Annotated in this window: 21 protein-coding genes and 6 tRNA genes; 25 read left to right on the forward strand and 2 right to left on the reverse strand. The window is 41.4% G+C overall.

The window, feature by feature from the left end:
- Nucleotides 1-93: 93 nt before the first annotated feature.
- The 9 genes from eno (at nt 94) to rpoS (ending at nt 7,682) form a co-directional block, all read left to right on the forward strand.
- Entirely contained in the window at nt 94-1,395 is a 1,302-nt protein-coding gene (gene eno / locus FCN25_RS15670) for a phosphopyruvate hydratase (protein WP_137226361.1), read from the forward strand.
- Between the two features lie 100 nt (nt 1,396-1,495).
- Nucleotides 1,496-1,798: a cell division protein FtsB gene (gene ftsB, locus FCN25_RS15675; protein WP_137226363.1), complete on the forward strand. Its 303-nt coding sequence runs from the start codon at nt 1,496-1,498 to the stop codon at nt 1,796-1,798.
- A 59-nt stretch (nt 1,799-1,857) separates the two neighbouring features.
- Nucleotides 1,858-2,556, forward strand: a complete 699-nt coding sequence (gene ispD, locus FCN25_RS15680; RefSeq protein ID WP_137226364.1) for a 2-C-methyl-D-erythritol 4-phosphate cytidylyltransferase — start codon at nt 1,858-1,860, stop codon at nt 2,554-2,556.
- Between the two features lie 61 nt (nt 2,557-2,617).
- Nucleotides 2,618-3,097: a 2-C-methyl-D-erythritol 2,4-cyclodiphosphate synthase gene (ispF, locus tag FCN25_RS15685; RefSeq protein ID WP_137226365.1), complete on the forward strand. Its 480-nt coding sequence runs from the start codon at nt 2,618-2,620 to the stop codon at nt 3,095-3,097.
- 27 nt (nt 3,098-3,124) lie between these two features.
- Nucleotides 3,125-4,198: a tRNA pseudouridine(13) synthase TruD gene (gene truD, locus FCN25_RS15690; protein WP_137226366.1), complete on the forward strand. Its 1,074-nt coding sequence runs from the start codon at nt 3,125-3,127 to the stop codon at nt 4,196-4,198.
- Nucleotides 4,199-4,201: 3 nt separating this feature from the next.
- A complete protein-coding gene (surE, locus tag FCN25_RS15695; protein ID WP_137226367.1) occupies nt 4,202-4,951 on the forward strand; it encodes a 5'/3'-nucleotidase SurE in 750 nt (249 codons plus the stop codon).
- Nucleotides 4,948-5,583, forward strand: a complete 636-nt coding sequence (locus FCN25_RS15700) for a protein-L-isoaspartate(D-aspartate) O-methyltransferase (protein ID WP_137227431.1) — start codon at nt 4,948-4,950, stop codon at nt 5,581-5,583. The genes surE and FCN25_RS15700 overlap by 4 nt, the downstream gene beginning before the upstream one ends.
- 119 nt (nt 5,584-5,702) lie before the next feature.
- Nucleotides 5,703-6,632 carry a peptidoglycan DD-metalloendopeptidase family protein gene (locus tag FCN25_RS15705; RefSeq protein ID WP_137226368.1) on the forward strand — a complete coding sequence of 310 codons (930 nt, stop codon included), beginning with the start codon at nt 5,703-5,705 and terminating at the stop codon, nt 6,630-6,632.
- 78 nt (nt 6,633-6,710) lie between these two features.
- On the forward strand, nt 6,711-7,682 hold the full coding sequence (gene rpoS / locus FCN25_RS15710; RefSeq protein ID WP_137226369.1) for an RNA polymerase sigma factor RpoS: 972 nt from the start codon (nt 6,711-6,713) through the stop codon (nt 7,680-7,682).
- Nucleotides 7,683-8,154: 472 nt separating this feature from the next.
- On the opposite strand, the gene mutS is transcribed toward rpoS, so the two are convergent.
- A complete protein-coding gene (gene mutS, locus FCN25_RS15715; protein WP_137226370.1) occupies nt 8,155-10,737 on the reverse strand; it encodes a DNA mismatch repair protein MutS in 2,583 nt (860 codons plus the stop codon).
- 283 nt (nt 10,738-11,020) lie between these two features.
- Between mutS and recA the strand changes: the two genes are divergently transcribed.
- The 14 genes from recA (at nt 11,021) to FCN25_RS21020 (ending at nt 22,422) form a co-directional block, all read left to right on the forward strand.
- Complete coding sequence (recA, locus tag FCN25_RS15720; RefSeq protein ID WP_137226371.1) at nt 11,021-12,082, forward strand: recombinase RecA; 1,062 nt, start codon at nt 11,021-11,023, stop codon at nt 12,080-12,082.
- A 600-nt stretch (nt 12,083-12,682) separates the two neighbouring features.
- Nucleotides 12,683-15,307, forward strand: coding sequence for an alanine--tRNA ligase (gene alaS, locus FCN25_RS15725; RefSeq protein WP_137226372.1), 2,625 nt, complete (start codon nt 12,683-12,685; stop codon nt 15,305-15,307).
- A gap of 441 nt (nt 15,308-15,748) precedes the next feature.
- Nucleotides 15,749-15,946, forward strand: a complete 198-nt coding sequence (gene csrA, locus FCN25_RS15730; RefSeq protein WP_076496509.1) for a carbon storage regulator CsrA — start codon at nt 15,749-15,751, stop codon at nt 15,944-15,946.
- Nucleotides 15,947-16,462: 516 nt separating this feature from the next.
- Nucleotides 16,463-16,554, forward strand: a tRNA-Ser gene (locus FCN25_RS15735).
- Nucleotides 16,555-16,576: 22 nt separating this feature from the next.
- Nucleotides 16,577-16,653 (forward strand) — tRNA-Arg (locus tag FCN25_RS15740).
- A gap of 27 nt (nt 16,654-16,680) precedes the next feature.
- Nucleotides 16,681-16,757, forward strand: a tRNA-Arg gene (locus FCN25_RS15745).
- Nucleotides 16,758-16,783: 26 nt separating this feature from the next.
- Nucleotides 16,784-16,860 (forward strand) — tRNA-Arg (locus FCN25_RS15750).
- Between the two features lie 8 nt (nt 16,861-16,868).
- Nucleotides 16,869-16,960, forward strand: a tRNA-Ser gene (locus FCN25_RS15755).
- A 79-nt stretch (nt 16,961-17,039) separates the two neighbouring features.
- A tRNA-Arg gene (locus tag FCN25_RS15760) sits at nt 17,040-17,116 on the forward strand.
- A 636-nt stretch (nt 17,117-17,752) separates the two neighbouring features.
- On the forward strand, nt 17,753-18,001 hold the full coding sequence (locus FCN25_RS15765; RefSeq protein ID WP_137226373.1) for an OadG family transporter subunit: 249 nt from the start codon (nt 17,753-17,755) through the stop codon (nt 17,999-18,001).
- 13 nt (nt 18,002-18,014) lie between these two features.
- Nucleotides 18,015-19,787: a sodium-extruding oxaloacetate decarboxylase subunit alpha gene (oadA, locus tag FCN25_RS15770; RefSeq protein WP_137226374.1), complete on the forward strand. Its 1,773-nt coding sequence runs from the start codon at nt 18,015-18,017 to the stop codon at nt 19,785-19,787.
- A gap of 9 nt (nt 19,788-19,796) precedes the next feature.
- Nucleotides 19,797-20,927, forward strand: a complete 1,131-nt coding sequence (locus FCN25_RS15775) for a sodium ion-translocating decarboxylase subunit beta (RefSeq protein WP_137226375.1) — start codon at nt 19,797-19,799, stop codon at nt 20,925-20,927.
- Between the two features lie 172 nt (nt 20,928-21,099).
- Nucleotides 21,100-21,915: an IS4 family transposase gene (locus tag FCN25_RS21015; protein ID WP_217495316.1), complete on the forward strand. Its 816-nt coding sequence runs from the start codon at nt 21,100-21,102 to the stop codon at nt 21,913-21,915.
- A gap of 6 nt (nt 21,916-21,921) precedes the next feature.
- Nucleotides 21,922-22,422 (forward strand): hypothetical protein, encoded by a 501-nt coding sequence (locus tag FCN25_RS21020; protein WP_217495317.1) that lies wholly within the window; start codon nt 21,922-21,924, stop codon nt 22,420-22,422.
- A 68-nt stretch (nt 22,423-22,490) separates the two neighbouring features.
- Here the strand turns inward: FCN25_RS21020 and tnpA are convergent, their stop codons facing one another.
- Entirely contained in the window at nt 22,491-22,907 is a 417-nt protein-coding gene (gene tnpA, locus FCN25_RS15785) for an IS200/IS605 family transposase (RefSeq protein ID WP_137226376.1), read from the reverse strand.
- A 21-nt stretch (nt 22,908-22,928) separates the two neighbouring features.
- On the opposite strand from tnpA, the gene FCN25_RS15790 reads away from it, so the two are divergent.
- Both FCN25_RS15790 and FCN25_RS15795 read left to right on the forward strand, forming a co-directional pair.
- The gene (locus tag FCN25_RS15790; protein ID WP_137226169.1) at nt 22,929-24,143 is read left to right on the forward strand and encodes an RNA-guided endonuclease TnpB family protein; all 1,215 of its coding nucleotides are present in this window, start codon (nt 22,929-22,931) and stop codon (nt 24,141-24,143) included.
- Between the two features lie 756 nt (nt 24,144-24,899).
- Entirely contained in the window at nt 24,900-26,171 is a 1,272-nt protein-coding gene (locus FCN25_RS15795) for an alginate export family protein (RefSeq protein WP_137226377.1), read from the forward strand.
- Nucleotides 26,172-26,260 lie beyond the last annotated feature (89 nt).

The raw sequence follows: 26,260 nt of genomic DNA on the forward strand, positions 1-26,260 counted from the left end.
ATCAACAATATTTGTTGTTTTAGCGGTTTTATTGGTATTGGCTTTTAACTTTTATTTTAAATTTTTAATTTACTTACACAGTATGAGGATATTATGGCTAACATTATTAAAGTGATTGGTCGCGAGATTATGGATTCGCGTGGTAACCCAACCGTTGAAGCAGAAGTACATTTAGAAGGCGGTTTTATTGGTATGGCTGCTGCACCATCTGGAGCATCAACTGGTAGTCGCGAAGCATTAGAACTTCGTGACGGCGACAAAGCACGTTACTTAGGTAAAGGTGTATTAAAAGCTGTTGCTGCTGTAAATGGCCCAATTGCAGAAGCGATTAAAGGTAAAGATGCTTTGGCTCAAGCTGAACTTGACCAAATCATGATTGACTTAGACGGTACCGAAAACAAAGCAAAATTTGGCGCTAACGCTATTCTTGCTGTTTCTCTCGCTATCGCAAAAGCCGCCGCTGCAGCTAAGCACGTACCTTTATATGCTCACATTGCAGATCTAAACGGTACACCAGGTGTTTACTCTATGCCTCTTCCAATGATGAACATCATCAATGGTGGCGAGCATGCTGATAACAGTGTTGATATTCAAGAGTTTATGATCCAACCCGTTGGCGCAAAGACTTTCCGTGAAGGTCTACGTATGGGTGCGGAAGTATTCCACAGCCTTGCTAAAGTGCTTAAAGCTGACGGACATTCAACTGCGGTAGGTGATGAAGGTGGTTTTGCCCCAAACCTAGCATCTAACGAAGCTGCACTTGCTGCAATTAAAGTTGCTGTAGCCAATGCAGGTTACGAGCTAGGTAAAGACATCACGTTAGCGATGGATTGTGCTGCTTCTGAATTTTACGACAAAGAAGCCAACATCTACGATCTTAAAGGTGAAGGTAAAAAATTCACTTCTGAAGAATTTAACTTCTTCTTACAAGGTCTTACTCAACGCTACCCAATCGTTTCTATCGAAGATGGTCTTGACGAGTCTGACTGGGATGGTTTTGCTCACCAAACTAAATTAATGGGCGATAAAATCCAATTAGTGGGTGACGATCTATTCGTAACAAATACTAAGATTCTTAAACGTGGTATCGACAACGGCATTGCTAACTCTATTTTAATTAAATTCAACCAAATCGGTACCTTAACCGAAACATTGGCGGCAATTAAAATGGCTAAAGATGCAGGCTTTACGGTTGTTATTTCTCATCGTAGTGGCGAGACAGAAGATTCAACGATTGCTGATTTAGCTGTTGGTACAGCGGCAGGTCAAATCAAAACAGGTTCACTAAGCCGTAGTGACCGTGTTGCGAAATACAACCAATTGCTTCGTATAGAAGAAGCGCTAGGTTCAAAAGCACCATACAACGGTCTTAAAGAAGTGAAAGGCCAAGGATAATATTTTTGCTTTAGCTTAAAAAGGCCACCACTAGGTGGCCTTTTTTGTTGTACTATAATGAACATATTTTCTAGGGGTTACTTCGACATAACTTAATATTATGAAACGACTAATATTTTTATTGATTTGTTTATTATCACTTTTACAGTACCGACTATGGAAGGGTGACAACAATTTTTCAGAATATGTCGTGCTGCAAACCCAAATCGCAGCGCAAGAACAAAGTAATGACAAGCTTGTTGCTCGAAATCAAATCCTTAAAGAAGAGATTATTGATTTAAAAAGTGGCACTGCAGCCATTGAAGAACGTGCCCGCAACGAGTTAGGTATGGTTAAAGAAGGCGAAACGTTTTATCGGGTCGTAGGCAGTGAATTACGTGATCTGAACCAATTAAATCGTTAGTCTATGTGGCATCCTAAGTACTACTTAATCATATTATTTTCAATCTTGGTATTGCATATATGCTAAACAATCCTCGTTCTATCATTGCTATTGTTCCTGCTGCAGGCGTGGGGAGTCGTATGGGGGTCGATATACCTAAGCAATATTTGATGCTTGGACAACAATGCATTCTCGCCCATACATTAGATTCATTATTGTCGCATGCTGAAATAGACCAAGTTGTTGTAGCATTACACCCACAAGATAACTATTTTAGTCAGTTACCACAGTCTCATCACTCAAAGCTGACAACCGTTGTTGGTGGTGGTGAACGTGCCGATTCTGTATTAGCCGCATTAGATTTTGTTGAGTCTATAAACCCTGAAGCTTGGGCTTTGGTGCACGACGCTGCAAGGCCTTGTGTTACTCATCAAGATATTACTAAATTGATTGAATCAGTAAATCTTCATCCCCAAGGCGCCATTCTCGCAGCACCAGTTCGCGACACCATGAAGCGAAGTGACACTAACGGTAATATTATTCATACAGTCGATCGCGCGTTATTATGGCATGCATTAACCCCACAGCTTTTCCCTGTTTCAGTTTTACGTCACCACTTATCGGCGGCATTAGCTGCGCAGGTACCTATTACCGATGAAGCCAGTGCAATGGAGTGGGCCGGGGTTATGCCTGGATTGGTTAATGGCCGAATGGATAATATCAAAGTGACTCACCCTGATGATTTACAATTAGCAGCTCTGTTTATGTCACAACAATAGTTAACTGAAATAGCCACACTCGTTAATATCAGCACAAAGCAAGTTAAGATAAGGTTTTTAAATGAATATTCGTATCGGTCATGGTTTTGATGTACATAAATTTGGCGGTGATAGCCCACTGGTTTTAGGTGGTGTTACTGTCCCTTATGACAGTGGACTGATTGCCCATTCTGACGGTGATGTGGTACTGCATGCCATTAGTGATGCGATATTAGGGGCGATGGCGTTAGGTGATATAGGCAAACACTTCCCTGATACTGATGCTAATTTTGCCGGTGCAGATAGTCGGGTATTATTAAAGCACTGTTATCAACTTGCACTGCAAAAGCAGTTTGTATTAGGTAACTTAGATGTCACCATCATTGCTCAGACACCTAAAATGGCACCCCATATTGAGGCAATGCGTCAATGTTTAAGTGTTGATTTACAGACCGACATAGACAATATTAATGTTAAAGCGACCACTACCGAGAAGCTGGGTTTTACAGGGCGCAAAGAAGGCATCGCTGTTGAAGCTGTTGTATTAATGAAAAGCCAATAACCTACAAATTATAGAGAATTCTGTCGCATGAAAGAATTACATTACCTATTTGGTAAACCAATAAGCCAAGCCGATTTACGCACTCATAACAGTGATTTTATTGTTAAAGAAATTTTGCCTTTTACGCCGACGGGCGAAGGCGAACATCATATGCTTCACGTACGCAAAAATGGCATGAATACCGTTTATGTTGCTGAAATATTGGCTAAGTTTGCTAAAGTTCATCCAAAAGAAGTGACCTTTGCTGGCCAGAAAGACAAAAACGCCATCACTGAACAATGGTTTGGGGTGCGTATTCCTGGTAAAGAAACACCAGAGTGGACGCAGCTTAATGATGATAAATTAACGATTTTGTCGAGCGGTCGCCACAGTAAAAAATTGCGTATAGGCGCTTTGCTTGGCAATCGGTTTGTGCTGACATTACGTAATATTACCGAAGTCGCTGATGTTGAAGCGCGTTTACAACAAATTGCCAAAATGGGTGTGCCTAATTACTTTGGTGAGCAACGTTTTGGTCATGACGGTAAAAACTTGCTATTAGGGCGACAAATGCTTAGTGGTGGTCGTAATGTAAAAGATCGCAATAAACGCAGCATGTATTTATCAGCTGTGCGTTCTAACATATTTAATCAAGTGGTTTCCTATCGCTTAGCGACTCATCAAGCCCAAACATTAGCGGGTGATTGTGTCATGTTAGCCGGCAGTAAAAGCTATTTTACTGTTCAAGCATGGGATGTTGTTCTCAATGCGCGTTTAGCAGAAAAAGATATTCAACTATCAGCGCCATTGTGGGGCAGGGGAACACCCTTAGCTCAAGATGAAGCATTAACAGTAGAAATGACGCCATTAGCTGATTTGTCAATTGACTTACAGGGACTTGAAGAGGCGGGCTTGTCACAAGAGCGACGCCCATTATTACTTGAGCCTCAAGGCATTAAGTGGCAGTTTGACGCTGATACGCTCACGCTTGAATTTGTTTTGCCTGCGGGAAGTTATGCAACGTCAGTACTTCGCGAACTGGCTGATTATCAAGATGTTCAAGAGTTACAACGAAAAGTCATGGTTGCAGATCAACAAGCACAAACAAAACAAGAGTCTTAATCGATGATGAATATTTTAGTCAGTAATGATGATGGCGTGAACGCTCCAGGAATTATTACGTTAAGTAACGTACTCAGTGAGTTTGCTCAGATACTAACCGTTGCCCCAGATCGTAATTGCTCTGGAGCAAGTAACTCATTAACCTTGACTAATCCATTAAGAATTAATAACTTAGATAATGGTTATATTTCTGTAAGCGGGACACCTACCGATTGTGTCCATCTCGCGATTCGGGAACTGTGTAAAACTGAGCCTGATATTGTGGTTTCTGGTATTAATGCAGGGGCTAATATGGGCGATGATACCCTGTACTCAGGTACTGTCGCTGCTGCAATGGAAGGACGTTTTTTAGGTTTGCCTGCTATTGCAGTATCACTGGCTGGAAAGTCATTAATTCATTATGATACCGCAGCCATCTTTGCTGCCAAAATTGTAAAAGGATTGTTGGCTCACCCTATTAGTCGTGACCAAATTTTAAATGTTAATGTTCCAGACTTGCCTTTATCGCAAATTAAAGGCATTAAAGTGACACGTTTAGGCGGCCGGCATAAAGCCGAAGGTATGATAAAAACCCAAGATCCAGCGGGTAAAGATATATACTGGCTTGGGCCTGTTGGCACTGAGCAAGATGCGGGTGAAGGGACTGATTTTGGTGCTGTAGCAGCCGGTTATGTGTCAATAACACCGCTAACTGTTGATTTAACGGCATACAATCAACTTGACGGATTAGCCGATTGGATAATAAAAATATGACACGGGTAGCTTCAACATCAGCAAATAATTTAGCGAAAAAATTGTCTGATGCAGGGATCATACATCCTGCGGTATTGCATGCGGTTGCAACAATACCACGAGAATTATTTCTCGATGGTGCATTAGCGCATAAAGCCTATGAAAATACGGCATTACCGATAGGCCAAGGTCAGACTATTTCACAACCTTATATTGTGGCTAGAATGACGGAGTTGTTGATGCAGCACAATCCTCAGAAGGTGCTAGAAATTGGTACTGGTTCTGGTTATCAAGCTGCCATTTTGGCATCGTTAATTCCAGAGTTATGTACTATTGAACGTATCAAAGCATTACAAATACAAGCTAGGCAAAGGCTAAAGCGTCTAGATTTACATAACGTAGCATTCAAATATGGTGATGGTTGGCAAGGGTGGCCAAATCGAGGACCGTTTGATGGCATTATGGTGACGGCCGCAGCGGCTACGGTACCTCAAGCATTGCTTGAACAGTTATCTGACCATGGGGTATTAATTATTCCTGTGGGTGAAGATACTCAACAACTGCTCAAAATAACCCGTATTGGACAATCATTCCAATCAGAGATTGTTGAGGCGGTAAAGTTTGTACCTCTTATTAATGGCGGTTTAGCATAGTTATCACGATAAGATGAGCCTTAATAAATTAATCATAATTTCTTTTGAAATAAGCTCGTTGGAAATAAGTTCGTTTTAGCATAACAATCATGTATTTCTCCCCTTAAGGACTTTGTTTGATGAATACCGGTTGGCCGAACGTTTGTGTTTTAGCTATTTTGCTTTCGGGATGCAGCTTTCAAGCGGATCATCCAGCGCCGGTTGACAGTTTATCGTCGAAAAATTATAACCCTCGTTATCATAAAGGGTCATTAAAAACCAATAAATACAAAGTAAAGAAAGGTGACACTCTTTATTCAATAGCATGGGGCGCCAGCCGTAATTTTGTAGAACTAGCTCATTTGAATCATTTAGCGGCTCCTTACACTATCTATCCAGGGCAGACACTGACGTTAACTGCCCCAAAAAAGCATTCGTCGACCGCAGTTCGTAAACCTAAGGCTAATGTTAATTCGGTACAAACTAGCGCGGTCTCTCAACCCTATATTTCGAGTGGAAACCGTCCGGAATCTAAAACAATCAAGCCTATAATTCTCTCAAAGCCCATAGTTGCAGTGGTTCCAGCCGAAACGAAAAAAGATCTTGATCACAAAGTAAAGCCTGCGTATTCTGTAACAACTACCCAACAAAATATTAACCAAGGTTCGAGTAGTCCTATCGAAAACTTGCCGCAGCAAGTTCACCAATGGCACTGGCCAGTTAGAGGCCGAATAATTAAATATTTTTCGGCATCAGAACAAGGCAATCAAGGGATTAAGATTGCTGGCAATCGCGGAGATATTATTAAAGCCGCAGCTGATGGAAGAGTTGTTTATGCAGGTAATGCACTACGAGGTTATGGCAACTTAGTGATTATCAAACATAATGATGATTTTTTAAGTGCTTATGCTCATACGGACAAGATAATGGTTAAAGAAAAGCAATATGTTAGTGCAGGGCAAACAGTTGCAACAATGGGCAGTACAGGGACAAGCCAAGTGATGCTTCATTTTGAAGTGCGTTACCATGGAAAGTCTGTCAACCCATTAAGATATCTACCTAAACAATAATAGTTTAGCAACATAAATAGCGGAGGATAAGCAAGTGAAGTAGATTACATACATAAAATTAGGTTTGGGAGAGCAATTATGAGCCGCAAAAATAGTACTGCTTCAGCAGAACAACTTGTCGATCTAGCTAAACAACCACAAGAGGTTGCAACCAAAAAAGGCGATTTGGTACAACAACTCGACATTGAAGAAAAAGTCCAAGACGACCTTCAAAAAAATCTTGACGCCACCCAATTATATTTAGGTGAAATTGGTTTTTCCCCACTGCTTACGGCAGAAGAAGAAGTGTTTTTTTCACGTAAATCCCTCAAAGGCTGCGCAAAATCTCGCAACCGTATGATAGAAAGTAATCTCCGTCTTGTTGTTAAAATATCCCGCAGATATAACAATCGTGGTTTAGCACTGCTAGATCTTATTGAAGAAGGCAATTTAGGCCTAATTAGAGCCGTGGAAAAATTTGATCCTGAACGTGGATTTCGTTTTTCGACTTATGCTACGTGGTGGATTAGACAAACTATTGAACGCGCGATTATGAATCAGACTCGCACAATCCGTCTTCCTATTCATGTAGTAAAAGAATTGAATGTGTATTTACGCACAGCAAGGCAACTTGCCCAAAAATTAGATCATGAGCCTACCGCTGAAGAAATTGCCGAAAAATTAGATGTCTCGACCGGTGATGTCAGTCGTATGTTAAAATTAAACGAAAGAATTACCTCGGTAGATTCACCATTAGCTGGCGACAGTGAAAAGGCATTATTAGATGTCATTGCCGCTGATGATTCGGTCGGCCCCGATCATCGTGTACAAAATGAAGATTTATCTAAATCAATCGTTGGCTGGTTAAATGAACTGAATACCAAACAACGTGAAGTGTTGGCAAGACGTTTTGGTTTACTTGGATACGAACCTTCAACATTAGAACATGTGGGGGCAGAAATTGGTCTTACACGTGAACGAGTTCGTCAAATTCAAGTTGAAGCGCTAAAACGCTTAAAAGATTTACTTGGTACGCAAGGTCTGTCTGTTGAGGCACTTTTTAGAGATTAATAAATAGTTAATACTTACTTTGGGTATTAAATGAAAGATGACCATCGAAAGTTATTTGATAGGGAATCTGAATAAATACAATTTAAGGTGATAGTCGATAGTCGGGTTAATAACCTATATGGGCGGTAACAATTCTGACTCATGTTTTTAGGTTTATCCCGTTAATCGTTGTGAACTTAAACGATGTAGGGTTAAAGTTAATTTGTTGATAAATAAAATGTATTTCCCCATATGCTATTTGCACATTTACCATGTGGTTAAATATGCTTAACGCGGATTCAAAACGTCTATTCACTCCTTTCTAGCATCTCCTCGCTATTTACATTTGCCTATTATTTTAAGCCTATTGTTGTGTCATTCTAACTCTCATTGTGCATGTATTACCTTTTTCGATAAATACAATGTTGGTGTGGAAGTCTTGTCAGACTTCCACAGACCTATTATTCCGAGTTATACCAAACTTTGGTATTGATTAGCTTTGGCTATTTAAGCGTTTCAATTCATATAAATAATCTAATGCTTGTTTAGGGGTTAAATCGTCAGGATTAATTTGTGCTAGCTTTTCCAATGCAGCTGAAGGCTCTGCTATTGGCGGTAATAAGTTCATACTGACTTGGGTCGGATTTTGCTGCGATAAACTCATATCGCGGTTTTCAAGTTGATGCAGTTTTTGCTTTGCTGCTTTAATCACTTGAGCTGGAATACCTGCAAGTGCCGCAACTTGTAACCCATAGCTTTTACTTGCCGCACCTTCTTGCACTGAATGCATAAAGGCAATCGTGTCGTCGTGTTCTATTGCATCTAAGTGGACGTTAATCACTGATGGTAACAGTTCGGGCAGTTGGGTTAGTTCGAAATAGTGAGTGGCAAATAACGTTAACGCACTCACATTTTTTGCTAAATATTCTGCAGCAGACCACGCGAGGGCTAAACCATCGTAAGTCGAGGTTCCGCGACCGATTTCATCCATCAACACTAAACTGTTTGCGGTCGCATTATGTAAAATGTTTGCGGTTTCAGTCATTTCAACCATGAAGGTTGAGCGACCCGATGCTAGATCATCTGAGGCACCAATACGGGTGAATATCCGATCAACTTCGCCAATTTTGGCTGAATCCGCGGGAACAAAACAACCAATGTGTGCCATTAATGTAATGAGTGCTACCTGACGCATATAGGTTGATTTACCGCCCATATTGGGACCAGTGACAATAAGCATTTGACGCTGCGGTGTTAACGCAACAGGGTTTGCAATAAAAGCCGCTTGACTGACCCTTTCAACCACTGGATGACGACCTGCTTCAATATGAATACCAATTTCATCAGTCATTTGTGGGCATTGGTAATTAAAGGTTTCTGCTCGCTCTGCAAAATTACTGAGTATGTCTAGTTCGGCAGCGGCGCTAGCAAACTGCTGTAACTCTTGTAATTTTGGCAGCAATAAGTCAAATAGCCGTTCCCACAGTTGTTTTTCAAGTGCGAGAGCTTTGCCTTGGCTTGAGAGTACTTTTTCTTCGTATTGTTTTAATTCTGGGGTGATATAACGCTCTGTCCCTTTCAGTGTTTGTCGGCGTTGATAACTCAGAGGCACTCTGTCAGCTTGTAAACGACTAACTTCAATATAATATCCATGAACTCGGTTATAACCCACTTTTAAGGTGTTAATTCCAGTTTGCTGCTTCTCGCGGGCTTCAAGTTCAACTAAATAATCACTCGCGCCTTCGCTCAGCTTACGCCATTCATCTAATTCATTATTATAGCCAGTACGGATAACCCCACCATCACGAATTAACACAGGAGGATTATCTACAATAGCGCGCGTTAATAAATCGTGCTGTTCTGGAAAGTCACCTAATAATTGCACTAATGCGCTCAATCTAGGTTGTTGACATGTAGCTAATGTTTGTTGAATTTCTGGCAGAAGTGTTAACGCTTGTTTTAAACGTGAAAAGTCGCGAGGTCTGGCACTGCGTAGTGCTAAACGAGCCATAATACGTTCAATATCACCTAAGCTTTTTAGTTGTTCATGTAACGTTTGATATAGGTCGAGTTCAATGAGTTCATTGACGGCATTATGGCGATATTGAATTGTTTGTCTATTGCGAAGAGGTTCATGGATCCAGCGTTGTAACATACGGCTACCCATAGGGGTTGCGGTATTATCTAATACCCACGAGAGGGTATTTTCTCGTCCGCCAGACAAGTTTTGAGTTAACTCTAAATTACGTCGCGTCGCGGCATCTAAAATAATGGATTCCGATTGATTAAAACGCACAATCGAGTTGATATGTGGTAACGCCATCTTTTGAGTATCTTTTACATACTGCATTAAGCAACCAGCAGCTTGAAGTGCCAAGCGGGCATCTGTAATCCCAAAACCATGTAAGTCTTTGGTACCAAATTGACTCAATAGTAAATTTACACAAGTATCGTAATCAAACTCCCACTCTGGACGGCGACGGATCCCTTTTATGTTATTGATTAATAATATGTCAGTAAAATCTTCACTGTAAAGTAATTCTGCAGGATTGGTGCGTTGTAATTCGGCTTCTAATGCTTCACGAGTAGGTAATTCTGCAACCACAAAACGACCGGATGAAATATCTAGAGTTGCGTAACCAAAACCATTTTTACCTTGATAAAGCGCCGCCAGTAAATTGTCTTGTTTTTCTTGCAGTAGGGCTTCGTCTGTTAAGGTGCCGGGAGTAACGATACGCACAACTTGGCGTTCAACGGGGCCTTTTGATGTGGCAGGATCGCCAATTTGTTCGCAAATGGCCACAGACTGACCAATGTTAACTAATTTTGCTAAATAGCCTTCGACAGCATGATAGGGAATGCCAGCCATGGGAATAGGATCGCCGCCGCTTTTCCCGCGAGCAGTAAGAGAAATACCCAGCATTTCAGATGCTCGTTTAGCATCATCGTAAAATAGCTCATAAAAATCACCCATACGGTAAAATAATAACATATCAGGATGGGCGGCTTTTAAGCCCAAATACTGACGCATCATCGGGGTGTGTTTTTCTAAATCGCTGGTATCAATCACTGTCATTATGAACACTTCACTATTAATCGTTTTTAAGTCGTAAATCTTATGAGGCTAATCTTAACAATATTTGTCCTCTGGGTATAAATAGATTCATATAAAAATCTACGAAGATAATATATTGATGTAAAAAGGCAATTTTCAAAGGTAAGAAAAAAATTACGATCAGCACTTGATACTGTATGACTATACAGTATACTGATGAACATAATGAAATGGTCCACACCATTCCACCTAAGTACAAATAGCATTTTACTAAACGTATTGAATGCCTTAAGAGGGTTTTATAATGAAGGTTGATCCAAATAAAGAGAAAGCACTTGCCGCCGTGTTAAGTCAAATTGAAAAACAATTTGGTAAAGGCTCAATTATGAAATTGGGCGAAGATCGCACAATGGACGTTGAAACTATCTCTACAGGTTCACTTTCATTGGACGTCGCCCTAGGTGCTGGTGGTTTACCATTAGGACGTATTGTTGAGATCTATGGCCCTGAATCATCAGGTAAAACGACTTTAACACTTGAAGTGATTGCCGCAGCACAACGCGAAGGTAAAACCTGTGCGTTTATTGATGCAGAGCATGCACTTGACCCTATTTATGCAAAAAAGCTAGGCGTAGATATTGATAACCTACTTTGTTCGCAGCCAGACACTGGCGAGCAAGCATTAGAAATTTGTGATGCATTAACCCGTTCTGGTGCTGTAGACGTTATTGTTGTCGATTCTGTTGCTGCATTAACGCCAAAAGCCGAAATTGAAGGTGAAATTGGTGATTCACATATGGGCCTTGCTGCTCGTATGATGAGCCAAGCAATGCGCAAACTTGCTGGTAACCTTAAGCAATCAAATACTTTGCTTATTTTTATTAACCAAATTCGTATGAAAATTGGTGTGATGTTTGGTAGCCCAGAAACAACTACGGGTGGTAACGCACTGAAGTTTTACGCTTCTGTTCGTTTAGATATTCGTCGTATTGGTGCCATTAAAAACGGCGATGAAGTTATCGGTAACGAAACCCGCGTAAAAGTCGTTAAAAACAAAATTGCAGCACCATTTAAGCAAGCTGAATTCCAAATTCTTTATGGATTAGGTATTAATCGTACTGGCGAGTTGGTTGATTTAGGCGTTGCACATAAGCTTGTTGATAAAGCAGGTGCTTGGTATAGCTACAAAGGTGAAAAAATTGGTCAAGGCCGTGCAAATGCAGGTAAGTTCCTTACAGAAAATCCAGCTATTGCCAATGAAATCGACACCACTTTACGTTCTATGCTACTAGCTGCTCCTGGCTCATTAGGCTCAAGTACTGACAGCGACGAGAATGTTGATCTCGAAACTGGCGAAGTTTTCTAAGTTAGTCCGCAAAATCTATCGCGGTTGCGCATGTTGCGCGCCGCGAATATTCCCATCAAGAAAACCTCTCTATGTTTAATAAAAAATCAAAAGGCATTTATGAGCAATAAATCTAGTCGGTTCTAGGTTATTGTTAATTTGATTTTTTTAGATGATATGTTTTATTACATTTAAACGTTTTATCAATTAAGCCCGTGGTGTTTGGGTTTTTAGGTCGTAACGCAAAAATAGTTAATTAACATTGTGATTTTAGCGGTCGCGTTAAGTTGAGTAAAACTCTTGTTTTGATCAAATAATATATTTGCTCAATTATGTTCCTGGAAGACCAATCAATAAGCCTTTACCCTAGGGTAAAAAAATGATCATCCTGTTTATTTGTATTCGATATTTAACGCTTGTCCCTCTTGTTTATACTGTCGTATTTAACACGCCATACAACAATTCATTCCCCTACAGGCACACAAGGTATCATTTTTTACTGCTATTATAATCGATTCACTCATCTCGCTTCTTTCGCCAAATTCAGTATATAATGCCTAGATTTACAGGCTTGCTTGTCAAGCTCGTTACTTTTGTATTTTCTATATTCAGGGCCAATTAATGTTTCAGACTACAGCAGAATTAAGAAGCGCTTTTTTAAAGTACTTTGAAGATAACGGACATCAGGTTGTTGATAGCAGCTCGCTCGTTCCCACCAATGACCCAACACTGCTATTCACCAATGCGGGTATGAACCAGTTTAAAGACGTGTTCCTCGGAATGGATAAGCGCAGTTATACACGAGCGACCACATCTCAACGTTGTGTGCGTGCTGGTGGTAAACATAACGATCTTGATAATGTAGGCTATACCGCTCGTCACCATACTTTTTTTGAAATGTTAGGTAACTTCAGTTTTGGCGATTACTTTAAAGAAGATGCAATTCGTTTCGCATGGACCTTTTTAACCGAAACACTCAAGCTACCAAAAGAGCGTTTATGTGTCACCATTTATGAAACAGATGACGAAGCGTATGACCTTTGGACTCAAAAAATTGGTGTAGCCCCTGAGAATATGATTCGTATTGGCGACAATAAAGGTGCTCCATTTGCGTCAGATAACTTCTGGCAGATGGGTGATACCGGTCCTTGTGGCCCTTGTAGTGAAATTTTCTATGATCATGGCGATCACATTTGGGGTGGTCGCCCTGGTACTCCTGAAGAAGACGGCGACCGTTTTATTGAAATTTGGAACATCGTATTTATGCAGTATAACCGTCAAGCAGACGGTGAAATGTTGCCATTACCTAAGCCTTCTGTCGATACAGGCATGGGCATTGAACGTATAGCAGCCATTATGCAGGGCGTACATTCCAACTACGAAATCGATATCTTTAAGCAGTTGATTGCTAAAACAGCCGAGATTATTGGAGTTTCAGATTTAGAGAACAAATCATTACGCGTCATTGCTGATCATATCCGTTCTTGTGCATTCTTAATTGCTGATGGTGTGATGCCATCAAATGAAGGCCGTGGTTATGTATTACGTCGTATTATTCGTCGTGCTGTGCGTCATGGTAACAAGTTGGGTGCTACTGATGCGTTTTTCTATAAGCTTGTTCCTACGCTAATCAGTGTAATGGGCGATCCAGCTAATGGTTTAAAACAAACTCAAGCCATTGTTGAAAAAGCCTTAAAAGCGGAAGAAGAACAATTTGCTCGAACTCTTGAGCGTGGTTTAGTGATTTTAGATGGTGCACTGAATTCTCTACAAGGTAATACTTTAGACGGTGACACTGTATTTAAACTTTATGACACCTATGGTTTTCCAGTCGATTTAACTGCTGATGTGTGTCGTGAACGTGACATTAATGTTGACGAAGCAGGCTTTGAAGTTGCAATGGCTGAACAAAGAAGTCGTGCACAAGCCGCAGGTAACTTTGGTGCCGATTATAACAATCATTTAATTATTGATGCTGAAACATCATTTAGTGGTTATACCGAGTTAACTGGGCAGCCGAACGTGATTGCTTTATATGTTGACGGTAAACCAGCTGAGGCAGTGGTTGCTGGGCAAGATGCCGTTGTTGTACTAGATGACACTCCGTTTTACGCAGAGTCTGGTGGACAGGTCGGTGATAAAGGTCAACTAACAGCAGATGGCGTAGTATTTACTGTTACGGATACCCAAAAGTTTGGCCCTGCAATAGGTCACCAAGGAAAGTTAACTCAAGGACAATTGGTTGTTGGCCAGCAGTTAACTGCACAAGTAGATAAAAAGTTACGTCACCGTACTCAGTTAAATCATTCTGTGACTCACTTATTGCATGCTGCATTGCGCCAAATACTGGGTTCTCATGTCACTCAAAAAGGTTCGTTAGTTAACCCAGAACGTTTACGTTTTGACTTCTCTCATTTTGAAGCTGTTAAACCTTCTGAGTTGAAAGCGGTAGAAGATTTAGTTAACACCCAGATCCGTCGTAATCATGAACTTTGCACCGCTGAAATGGCTATTGATGAAGCCAAAGAAAAAGGCGCAATGGCATTGTTTGGTGAAAAATACGATGACCAGGTACGCGTTGTTACCATGGGCGATTTTTCAATCGAACTGTGTGGAGGTACGCACGTTGGCCGCACTGGTGATATTGGGTTATTTAAAATCACTTCTGAGGGTGGTATTGCTGCTGGAGTGCGTCGTATTGAAGCTGTCACAGGTATTGCTGCTATGGCTTATATTGCCGAGCAACAAGCTGTGCTAGATGAAGCTGCACAGTTACTTAAATCAGACAGTGCTTCTGTTGTCAGTAAATTAAAAGCTCAGTTAGATAAAGTGAAACAGCTAGAAAAAGATTTGTCTCAGTTAAAAGATAAATTAGCCGCTGCGGCTAGTGCCGATATGGCGGGTGATGCTGTTGATATCAATGGTGTTAAGGTGCTGGTTAAGATGCTTGATGGCATAGACCCAGGCTCTTTACGTGGCCTACAAGATGAGTTAAAGCAAAAACTTAAGTCTGCCATTATTGTGCTTGGTACTACCAAAGACGGTAAAGTAAACTTAATAGCAGGTTTGAGCAATGACTTAACCAAACGAGTCAAAGCTGGTGAGCTTGTTGCCATGGTCGCCCAGCAAGTAGGCGGCAAAGGTGGTGGACGTCCTGATATGGCTCAAGCCGGTGGCTCTCAGCCTGAGAACCTTAAAACAGCCTTGGCCTCAGTTGAACCTTGGATCCGTGAGCGTTTAAGCTAATAAGTCGGTAAATTAGGGCTTATATTGGTACTTAAGTTATAAAGTCTATGATATTCAACTTTATAACTTGAGTGCCAACAGTAGATTTGGCATAGTGAACTCACTCGCGAACAGTAAAAGCGTTTATAGGTATTGTTAGGTGATGATTTTCGATAAGTCTTTGGACACAAATCATTATTGATTTTATTCTAGTTATTTTGGTTATTGTTTTTACTGTATTGATTTATTTAACTGCGTGGTGATTAGCAAGTGTGATTAATTTGTTACTTATTGCGTATCAATAGATGATTTATCGTCAAATTTACGATTTTCGAATAGATGGTGCTTTATAAACCGACGTATTTAGAAATAGATACTATTATTTTATGTAAAGCAGACCTTATAATGAACGCATATTACGGACAAAGCGTGTTATGCAGATTGAACTAAAGGAGCAATAGAATGCTAATTTTGACTCGTCGTGTAGGCGAAACATTAATGATTGGTGATGAAGTCACCGTTACTGTTCTAGGTGTAAAAGGTAATCAGGTACGTATCGGTGTTAACGCGCCTAAGGAAGTTTCTGTTCATCGTGAAGAGATCTACCAACGTATTCAATCTGAGAAGTCTGGAACACCTTCTGAAGATGGTAATTTCTAATATTCGGCAGATTGTGTCGTCGATATAATTAAAGTCAGCATTTGCTGACTTTTTTGTTTGTTCAATACCACTTTTATGTATTAATAAATGTGAAATTTCAGTGATTAACAGGTTTTGTTACCAGCCTAGCATTCAAATTATTTTGATTATTCTCGATTCAAGGCTTATGTCGCATTATTTGACTTTTTATATGCATTAGCACAATACAATCAATACAAACCCAGCCATTATTTATTAATGTTTGTGGAATAGGGATTTTGTAAAAACAACATGGTAAGTTCAATAATGCCCTGAAAGATGCAATTTAGTAAAAAGGTAAACTTGCCACAATCACGAGCGACTTAATGAAGCTGATATTGTTGGTGATGATGTGAATAGTTATAAAAAGTAATGCAGTTTTCATGACTATTTGAGGCTATTATCTCCAATGTGCTTAAAAACACTCCAAATGAAGTTAGGTTTCCTAAAAAGGGTTTGACTTATTTTCGTCAAACAGTAATATGTGCGCCAAGAAACGGAGAGGTGGCCGAGTGGCCGAAGGCGCTCCCCTGCTAAGGGAGTATGGGCTTTAAATCCCATCGAGGGTTCGAATCCCTCCTTCTCCGCCATTTCTTACAATAGATATACGATGCGGATGTAGCTCAGCTGGATAGAGTACCTGGCTACGAACCAGGCGGTCGGAGGTTCGACTCCTCCCATCCGCACCATTATCTATTAAAGTGTTAAATATGAATGCGCGTGTAGCTCAGCTGGATAGAGTACCTGGCTACGAACCAGGCGGTCGGAGGTTCGACTCCTCCCACGCGCACCATTCATATTTCACTAAACCCAATTTATGCGCGTGTAGCTCAGCTGGATAGAGTACCTGGCTACGAACCAGGCGGTCGGAGGTTCGACTCCTCCCACGCGCACCATTTATTGCGGAGAGGTGGCCGAGTGGCCGAAGGCGCTCCCCTGCTAAGGGAGTATGGGCTTTAAATCCCATCGAGGGTTCGAATCCCTCCTTCTCCGCCATTCATTCATATGTAATGTTGGTATTTTTTTATCGTACTAACTATAGCAATGCATTTGAATGATATGTTGTACCGATTTTGCGCGTGTAGCTCAGCTGGATAGAGTACCTGGCTACGAACCAGGCGGTCGGAGGTTCGACTCCTCCCACGCGCACCATAATAAAAAAAGCCCTGCATTTATGCAGGGCTTTTTTTATGTTAATTTGTCCCGTCCTGAGATAAGTTGACACTTACCCCCTCAAATTATCTTCATCATTAGATGCTTCTTAGTCATATCGTTGTGTATCTGACTTAGCCGCCTTTTGTTATTACATCTTTATTCATTGTGTTTGTTTGATTGAGAATATTTATGTATATGTTTGCGTCTGTTTAGCGGTAAGTGATGTTGTTTCATGCTTATTGATGATGAATTTATTATTTAGCTATCAGAAAATGCTACTTAGTTATGGGATCTTCATTTTATCGGCTTTATTTTTACTGATTGTATAGTTGCACTGTCTTTGTGCATGTCACTTGGTAAGACCAATTTACAAAAAGATAGCATTATTGTGGTATATTGTTTATATTTTGTGACAAGATTTTGAGCTGATGTCCCGCAAGTGGGGGGATTCAGCTCATAAAAACCTGAATTAAATAAAGCTTGAGTTGAATATTTATGCTTGCTGAATTAGCGCTTGTTTAATAGGTAAGTCAAATAGGTGTGGTGAATTGATAAATATTAATTCTTGCACCGATTTAGCGCGCCTAAACCAACTTATCTTAATTTAACTGTTTGACAAAAAAGTGAGGACACATGACATCAATATCTGAGCAGTTATCCGATGCGCTGGGCATTATGATAATGGGCATGGGCTTAGTGTTTATCTTTTTAAGTATGTTGATCATCGGTATTGGTATTGTTGCTAAGCTTTTCCCTGCGCCTATAGCGGCAGCTACAGCTGCGCCTGCAACTGCAATACCCAGAGCACCGGCTCAGGTAGCTTTAAATCCTAAGCTAGTTGCCGCAATCACCTCTGCGATACATCAATACCGCGCGAAATAAATTTGGAGTCATTATGAGCAAGCCATTAGCACTAACCGATGTCGTCCTGCGTGACGCACACCAATCAATACTGGCAACACGTTTACGCCTCGACGATATGATACCTATCGCGCCGTTATTAGACAAAGTGGGGTTTTGGTCACTTGAGTCATGGGGGGGGGCAACGTTTGACTCTTGTATTCGTTATCTTGGTGAGGATCCTTGGGACCGCATTCGTGAACTAAAAAAAGTCATGCCTAATACACCGCAGCAAATGTTACTGCGAGGGCAAAATTTATTAGGCTATCGTCATTATGCTGACGATGTTGTTACACGATTCGTTGAACGTGCTCACACCAATGGCGTAGATGTATTCCGTATTTTTGACGCAATGAATGATGTACGTAACCTTGAAACCGCAGTTAAAGCAGTTAAAAACGTTGGCGGACATGCGCAAGGGACGATTTCGTTCACTACTAGCCCTATTCATACGATTGATACTTGGGTCGACATGGCAAAGCGTTTAGAAGACATGGGCGCCGATTCATTATGTATTAAAGATATGGCGGGTTTACTTAAACCGATGCAAGCCTATGAGTTAATCAGTCGCCTAAAATCACAAACTGATTTAATGGTATCGATGCATTGTCATGCGACAACGGGTTTAAGCACTGCTACATACCAAAAAGCCATTGAAGCTGGGGTTGATGTGCTTGACACTGCAATATCTTCAATGAGCCAAACCTATGGGCACAGTGCCACAGAAACCTTAGTGGCAATGGTTGAAGATACTGACAGAGCAACCGGTTACGATATGGTGTTGTTAGAAGAGATAGCCGCTTATTTTCGTGAAGTACGTAAAAAGTATGTGCGTTTCGAAGGTGCACTTAAAGGTATCGATTCACGTATTTTGCGTGCTCAGGTACCTGGCGGTATGTTGACTAACATGGAAAACCAATTAAAAGAGCAGGGTGCAGCAGACAAAATGGATGCCGTGCTTGAAGAGATCCCTCGGGTGCGTGAAGATCTTGGCTTCTTACCTTTAGTTACGCCTACCTCGCAAATTGTTGGTTCACAGTCGGTGATCAACGTGCTGATGGGTGAACGTTACAAGTCGATGACCAAAGAGACTGAAGGCGTTCTAAAAGGCGAATATGGTGCGACGCCGGCGCCAGTTAACGCCGAGTTGCAAGCCAGAGTGCTAAAGGGTGAACAGCCTATTACCTGTCGTCCAGCAGATTTGATTGCACCAGAACTTGATAAGTTACGTGTAGAACTTACAAAAACAGCTAAAGAGCAGGGCTTTAGCCTAGCAGCTGAATCTGATGATGATGTGATGACTTACGCGTTGTTCAATCAAATTGGTCTTAAATTTCTTAAAAATCGTGGCAACCCGGATGCGTTTGAGCCTGTCCCAAGTGCAGATGATTTACAAGTGAAAGCCGATAAAGGTCCACAAACGTATACCGTTGACGTAGAGGGGCAACATTTTGTCGTCGAAGTGAGCGAAGGTGGCGAAATAGGGCATATCGCGCCAGTCTCAGCTGCACCAGTTGCCATGGTTCCTGTGGCTTCAGCGCCTGTTGGCGAAGTTAAATGCACTATGGCTGCACCGTTATCGGGAAATATTTTCAAAGTGTTAGTTAATAATGGTCAAGCGGTTAAAACTGGTGAAGTGATCATTATCTTGGAAGCGATGAAAATGGAAACCGAAATTCGTGCTCAAGAAGATGGTGTTGTAACTCAGTTAGCGGTTAAGCAGGGTGACAGTGTAACTGTAGGTTCAACATTGTTATCACTAGCATAAGAGGTCGAAATGGAAGGATTACTGGCTTTTTGGGCTGAAACGGGTGTGGCTAACTTTACTGGTGGCCAACTGCTGATGATGGCTGTTGGTTGTTTATTGTTATTTCTAGCTATAATTAAAGGTTTTGAGCCGTTATTATTATTACCTATTGGGTTTGGTGCCATATTAGCTAACATTCCTAATGCAGGTTTCACCGATGAAGGTGGTTTGCTGTATTACGCTTATCATGTCGGCATTGAAACTGGGGTGTTCCCATTGCTCATATTCATGGGGGTAGGTGCATTAACTGATTTTGGGGCGCTAATTGCTAACCCTAAAACACTTTTGTTAGGGGCTGCGGCACAATTTGGTATTTTCTCTACCTTAATTGGTGCTATAGCGCTGAATCTTGTACCTGGATTTGAGTTTAGTATGCAAGATGCTGCTGCTATTGCCATCATTGGCGGTGCAGATGGTCCAACTGCAATTTTCTTAGCCTCTAAGTTGGCGCCAGAGTTACTAGGCGCGATTGCCGTTGCTGCATATTCATATATGGCGCTAGTGCCATTAATTCAGCCGCCGATAATGAAACTGCTCACCACTAAAGCTGAACGCGAAATTAAAATGGAACAATTGCGTGAAGTCAGTAAGAAAGAGAAAATTATCTTTCCACTGATGGTACTTGGCTTAACCATTTTGTTTTTACCCGCAGCAACACCATTAATTGGTATGTTCTGTTTAGGTAATTTGATGCGTGAATCAGGTGTGGTTGATCGTTTATCGAAAACGGCGCAAAACGAGTTAATCAACATAGTGACTATCTTTTTAGGTCTTGCTGTTGGATCTAAGTTATCCGCCGATCAATTTCTGCGTATCGAAACCTTGGGTATTTTAATCCTTGGCGCGGTTGCATTTAGTATTGGTACTGCTTCAGGGGTATTGATGGCCAAATTAATGAGTAAGCTCTCCGGTGGGAAAATTAACCCACTTATCGGTGCAGCAGGTGTTTCTGCAGTGCCAATGGCTGCTCGAGTGGTGAATAAGGTAGGTTTAGAGGCTAATAACCAAAACTTCTTACTCATGCATGCAATGGGACCCAACGTTGCTGGTGTGCTGGGTAGTGCGGTTGCAGCTGGTGTGTTGTTGGCTGTTTTAGGTTAATCGTTAACGATTAAGTTTAAAAGCCAATGCAATTGCATTGGCTTTTTTGTTTTTATCAGACGCGCCGTAAAACCCCGTCCTTCAGGTCTAATGCCGATCGTTTAAGCGACTTGAACGATCTTTTCTAGGCTTCATAATCGGTCTTAGATTTATTTCTGAGGCCGATTTTTTTATGTCTGAATTTTCTCTAGAGTTACAAACGACTGCTGAATTTCATTTTCCTGAGTCAATCGACTCATTCCGCAAAAATATCCCTATCGAATGGTTATCGGAAGCCGTTAATCAAACAGGCCGTGCCGCCGTCAGAAAGAGGCAATTCCCTGCTGAACAAGCCGTTTGGTTGGTACTTGGGATTGGTTTGATGCGTAACCGTTCTATTAGCGATGTTTGCGATAAATTGGAATTGGCTTTTCCTGATTCAAAAGGCGATTTGCCCCCCTTAGCCACGAGCAGCATTGTTAAAGCTAGACAGCGCATTGGTTATGAACCATTGCGGTACCTATTTCACACCACAGCAACTCACTGGGAAGCTGAAGGACAGTCAGACTCTGTCTGCGGTCTTAAGCTTCTTAGCGTTGATGGCACTCAATTTAAAACGCCAGAAACTGAAGATAATAAAAAGTTAGGCTACGCCAGAGGTAAAGCAACATTCCCCTCAGTCCTTGCTGTGACGCTCATGTCAACACGAACGCACCTCATTTCTGATGCTGCATTTGGCACCATAACAAACAGTGAAATATCTTATGCTCAACAACTTGTAGGCTCAGCCCCAGATAATTCTTTGACTCTTTTTGACCGTGGTTTCATGTCTGCAGAGCTTTTTGAATCATGGCGTGGAGCAGGAACGAATACTCACTGGCTCACACCAATAAAAAGCAAATTTAGGTACGAAGTTTTAGAAGAATACTCAGAGCACGATAAACTGATAAAAATGCCTGTGTCACCTGATGCAAAAGGAAAACATCCTCACCTTGGGGATAGCTGGTAAGCTCGTTTGGTGCTTATTCCTGAGCCTAAAGGAGAAATCAAAGGGTTTATAACCTCACTAGAATGCCCGATTACCTATCCATTGAAAGATATCGTTAACGTTTATTGGGAGCTATGGGAAATAGAGCAGAGTTATGGTGAACTCAAGCAAGGTCAACTGAACAATCAAGCCGTCCTTAGAAGCCAAAAAGTCGAAGGTATTTATCAAGAACTATGGGGAATTTTAATTTCTTATAACCTAGTTCGATTAGAAATGAAAAGGATGGCAGAATCTCATGACGTAGAGCCATTAAGAATAAGCTTTATCAATGCGTTAAGACTCATTCAAGATGAGTTCCTATGGTGCTCTGGACGTACACCTGGAACGATCCCTAAAAAGCTGCAAAACCTTAGGGAGAATGGAAAGCGATTAATCCTACCGAAAAAAAGAAAGCGAAAACCATTTCCAAGACAAGTGCTATATAAAGCACCACGTTACCCCCATAAGAAAAGAGCCGCTCACTGTTAAGCGAGCGGCATTAGTCCTTCAGGTCGGGGATGTAAGGCACTGGCAGCGTAGCTGGCACGGTTTTGATTTTAGTGCGGCGTTTGTTGCTGCTCAATGTATCGGCGAATCACGTCGATAGGTGCGCCACCGCAACTGCCCGCAAAATAGCTGGGAGACCACAGTGCGCCGCCCCACAATTTTTTCGTGATGGACGGATATTTTTTCTTGCGAATCCTGCGGCTGGAAACGCCCTTTAGACTATTCACGAGTGCCGATACCGCTATTTTCGGTGGGTAATTAACGAGTAAGTGAACGTGGTCGTCTTCGCCATCGAATTCAATCAATTCAGCCCCAAAATCCGCGCATACAGCTGCAAAGATGGGTTTAAGCTCATCGAGTATTTCCTTGGTGAATACTTCGCGCCGATACTTAGTCACAAAGACCAAGTGAACGTGCATATTGAATACACAATGTCTACCGTGTCGAATATCGTTGTTTGTTTGCATAGGCCAAACTATACTTTGGCTATGGAACGACTACAAGCCTTCAAATTCGAGCTACAGCCCAACGGCGAGCAAGTGCGCAATATGCGTCGCTTTGCAGGTACGTGTCGGTTCGTCTATAACAAGGCGTTGGCGTTGCAGAAAGATAACCACGAAACGGGAAATAAGTTCATAGGCTATGTGCCAATGGCGGCGGATCTGCCGAAGTGGAAGCGCGAAGCGGGCTTCGACTGGATTAAGAATTCCCCCTCGCAAGCGCTGCAACATGCGCTCAAGGATTTAGAAAAAGCCTTCAAGGGATTTTTTGAAAAGCGCACGGATTTTCCGCGTTTCAAAAAGAAAGGCAGTGGCGATAGTTTTCGCTATCCAGAACCCAAGCAAATCAAATTAGACCAAGCCAATAACCGTATTTTCCTGCCCAAGCTGGGGTGGCTAAAATACCGTAAAAGCAGAGATGTATTGGGCGAAGTGCGTAACGCCACGGTAAGTCAATCAGGTGGCAAGTGGTTTGTGTCGATTCAAACACGGCGCGATGTTGAGATTGTGCCAGTGGCTACAAGCGCCATAGGTATTGATGTGGGCATTGCGCGTTTTGCGGCAATGAATGACGGTAGCTATATTGAGCCGAAAAACAGCTTCAAAACGCAGATGCAGCGGCTGGCTAAATATCAGCGGCGCATGAGCAAGAAAGTGAAGTTCAGTGCCAATTGGAAAAAGGCCAAGGCCAAGGTCACACAAATACACGTCGATATCGGCAATGTTCGTAAGGATTTTCTGCATAAGCACACACATACCCTCAGCAAAAACCACGCGCTGGTATGTGTAGAAGACTTGCAGATTAAGAATATGTCGAAATCATCAAAAGGTACGGCGGAAAAGCATGGCAAGAAAGTAGCGCAAAAATCGGGCTTAAACCGCGCCATTCTCGACCAAGGCTGGGGTGAGTTTAGGCGACAACTGGAATACAAAACCGCTTGGAATGGCGGCGTTTTGCTCGCCGTGCCTGCGCAATACACCAGCCAAACTTGCCCTTGCTGTGGCTATGTATCAAAGGATAATCGCAAAACCCAAGCGCAATTTTTGTGTGTAGATTGTAACTACGAAAATAACGCCGATGTTGTCGGCGCTATCAATATATTAGAGCGCGGGCAGCGCTTGTTAGCCTGTGGAGAAACGGCAGCTTTAGGCCGCTCTGTGAAGCAGGAACCCATCGAAGCGACTAAGCTGAAAACTGCTTAGCGCCGTAGGAATCCCCTTCCATTCCGCGTAGCGGCAAAATCCTTTTGGGGATTTTGAGGTGGGGGAGGATGTCAAGTTGGTGTACTTAATTTTTAATACTGAGCTGTTGTGACGTTATAGTTGTGAAAGAATTATTGACCCTTATTAGAATTAGTCTTATCTAATGGCTGTCAAAGATAAATAATAAAACCTGTATGCATTACAAGTTATATTGATATGGGAAATAGCATCGGGGGTTACTGTTGAACTTGGCTGCTAACCTTTAAATCAAAAACAAAAAATCGATTACGTTATTAAAATATTAATAATTTTTTTGTTCAATAAACATACTAATCCAGTTTGAAATATGTCGATAATTCACTTGGATTATTCGTTTTTTAGCTTACTTGTGTGCCCATTATATTGAGTATTATTAATCGAAAGGTAATATGTACTAAAGCCAATTTTTAGTCAGAAATTTATTAGTGTACCTCTTTATAGGTATGTAAGCGGCCGTTTTTATTCATAATTTTATATTAGCAAGACATGTCCCTAAAATAATAATAGTTCGACAGCCCGTTAGTTTTAACGGTCAAAAGTCGCAAATTTTGAATTGCCATTAATATCTAGTCAAACAAGTATGTAAAATGCAAGATATGTCACGGAAACTGAACAGTGAACTTATTAAGGTTACGGCCAGTTAACTTGCTAGCCATATATTTTACGTATATTTAGCAGATTGATAACTCAACTTAAAATAAATATTAGGAATGTAAGATGAATAATAAATTGCTTGCTAGTCAAGTTACGGATAAGGCTTGCCAAAATTCTGTTGTGACCAAAAAATGGGCTTTATCAGCATTAACTTGTTCGTTGTTATTAGCCATGGGCAGCGCTAATGCCGCAGACACCAATGTTAATACAGTTGCTGATGCAATCACTCAAGGTACAGCAAAAGTAGACTTAAATTTGCGTTATGAATCTGTCGATCAAGACAATGCGTTAAAAGACGCAGATGCTTTGACCTTACGCACTCGTTTAACCTTTGCTACGGCTGAATATTACGGGTTAACAGCCTTGGTTGAATTTGAAGATTCTCGCAGTGTGGCTGGGGTAAATGACTACAACGACGCGATTGGTAATAATACAGATTATTCTGTGATAGCAGATCCTGAAACAACTGAATTAGACCAAGCTTTCTTACAATACAAGCGTAATGGTTTTACTGCTAAAGCTGGGCGTCAAGTTATCGCCATCGATAACCAACGTTTTATCGGCCATGTTGGCTGGCGTCAAGATCGCCAAACATTCGATGCAGTTACCATGCAATATGCGATAAACGATTTTAGTGTTGATTATGGTTACATCTACAAGCGCAACCGTATTTTTGCAGAAGTTAAAGACATTGATTCAAAAGATCACGTTATTAACGCATCTTACAATTTCGGTTTGGGTAAACTTAGCGCATATAGCTACTTACTTGAAGAAGATACCAACATAGACAATGGTATCGACACCTATGGTATTCGTTTTGCGGGTGCTAAAGATATCGATAAAATTAAACTACTTTATACGTTAGAGTACGCAACTCAAGATACTGATACAGAAACAACATCTTACTCTACAAATTATATGCTTGGTGAAGTGGGCGTTGGCTTTAGTGGTTTGACCGTTAAGCTTGGTTACGAGCTATTGGGCTCTGACGATGGCGAATATGGTTTTTCAACTCCGTTAGCGACTTTGCATGCGTTTAATGGTTGGGCAGACCAATTTTTGGCAACACCAAAGCAAGGCTTAGTTGACACTTATGTGTCAATTGGCGGCAGTGTGGTTGGTGGTAAATGGGCGCTGGTTTATCATGATTTTGAAGCAGATGAGTCAAGTGCCACTGTTAACGATTTAGGTGATGAAATTGATGCGGTATTTAGTTTACCAATTGATAAGCATTACACCGTAGGCGTTAAATACGCATCTTATTCAGCGGGTGATGCTGGAGCAGGAAAAGTTGATGCCGATAAAGTATGGTTATGGGCAAACGCTAAGTTCTAATTTTATTAGCATGATATAACAAAAAACGAGTATCAGTTGATACTCGTTTTTTTATTGTCATTAATCTTGTATGACGATAGAACTGCAAT

Origin of the sequence: Shewanella sp. MEBiC00475 (genome assembly GCF_005234075.1) — a bacterium.
Taxonomy (GTDB): domain Bacteria; phylum Pseudomonadota; class Gammaproteobacteria; order Enterobacterales; family Shewanellaceae; genus Shewanella; species Shewanella polaris.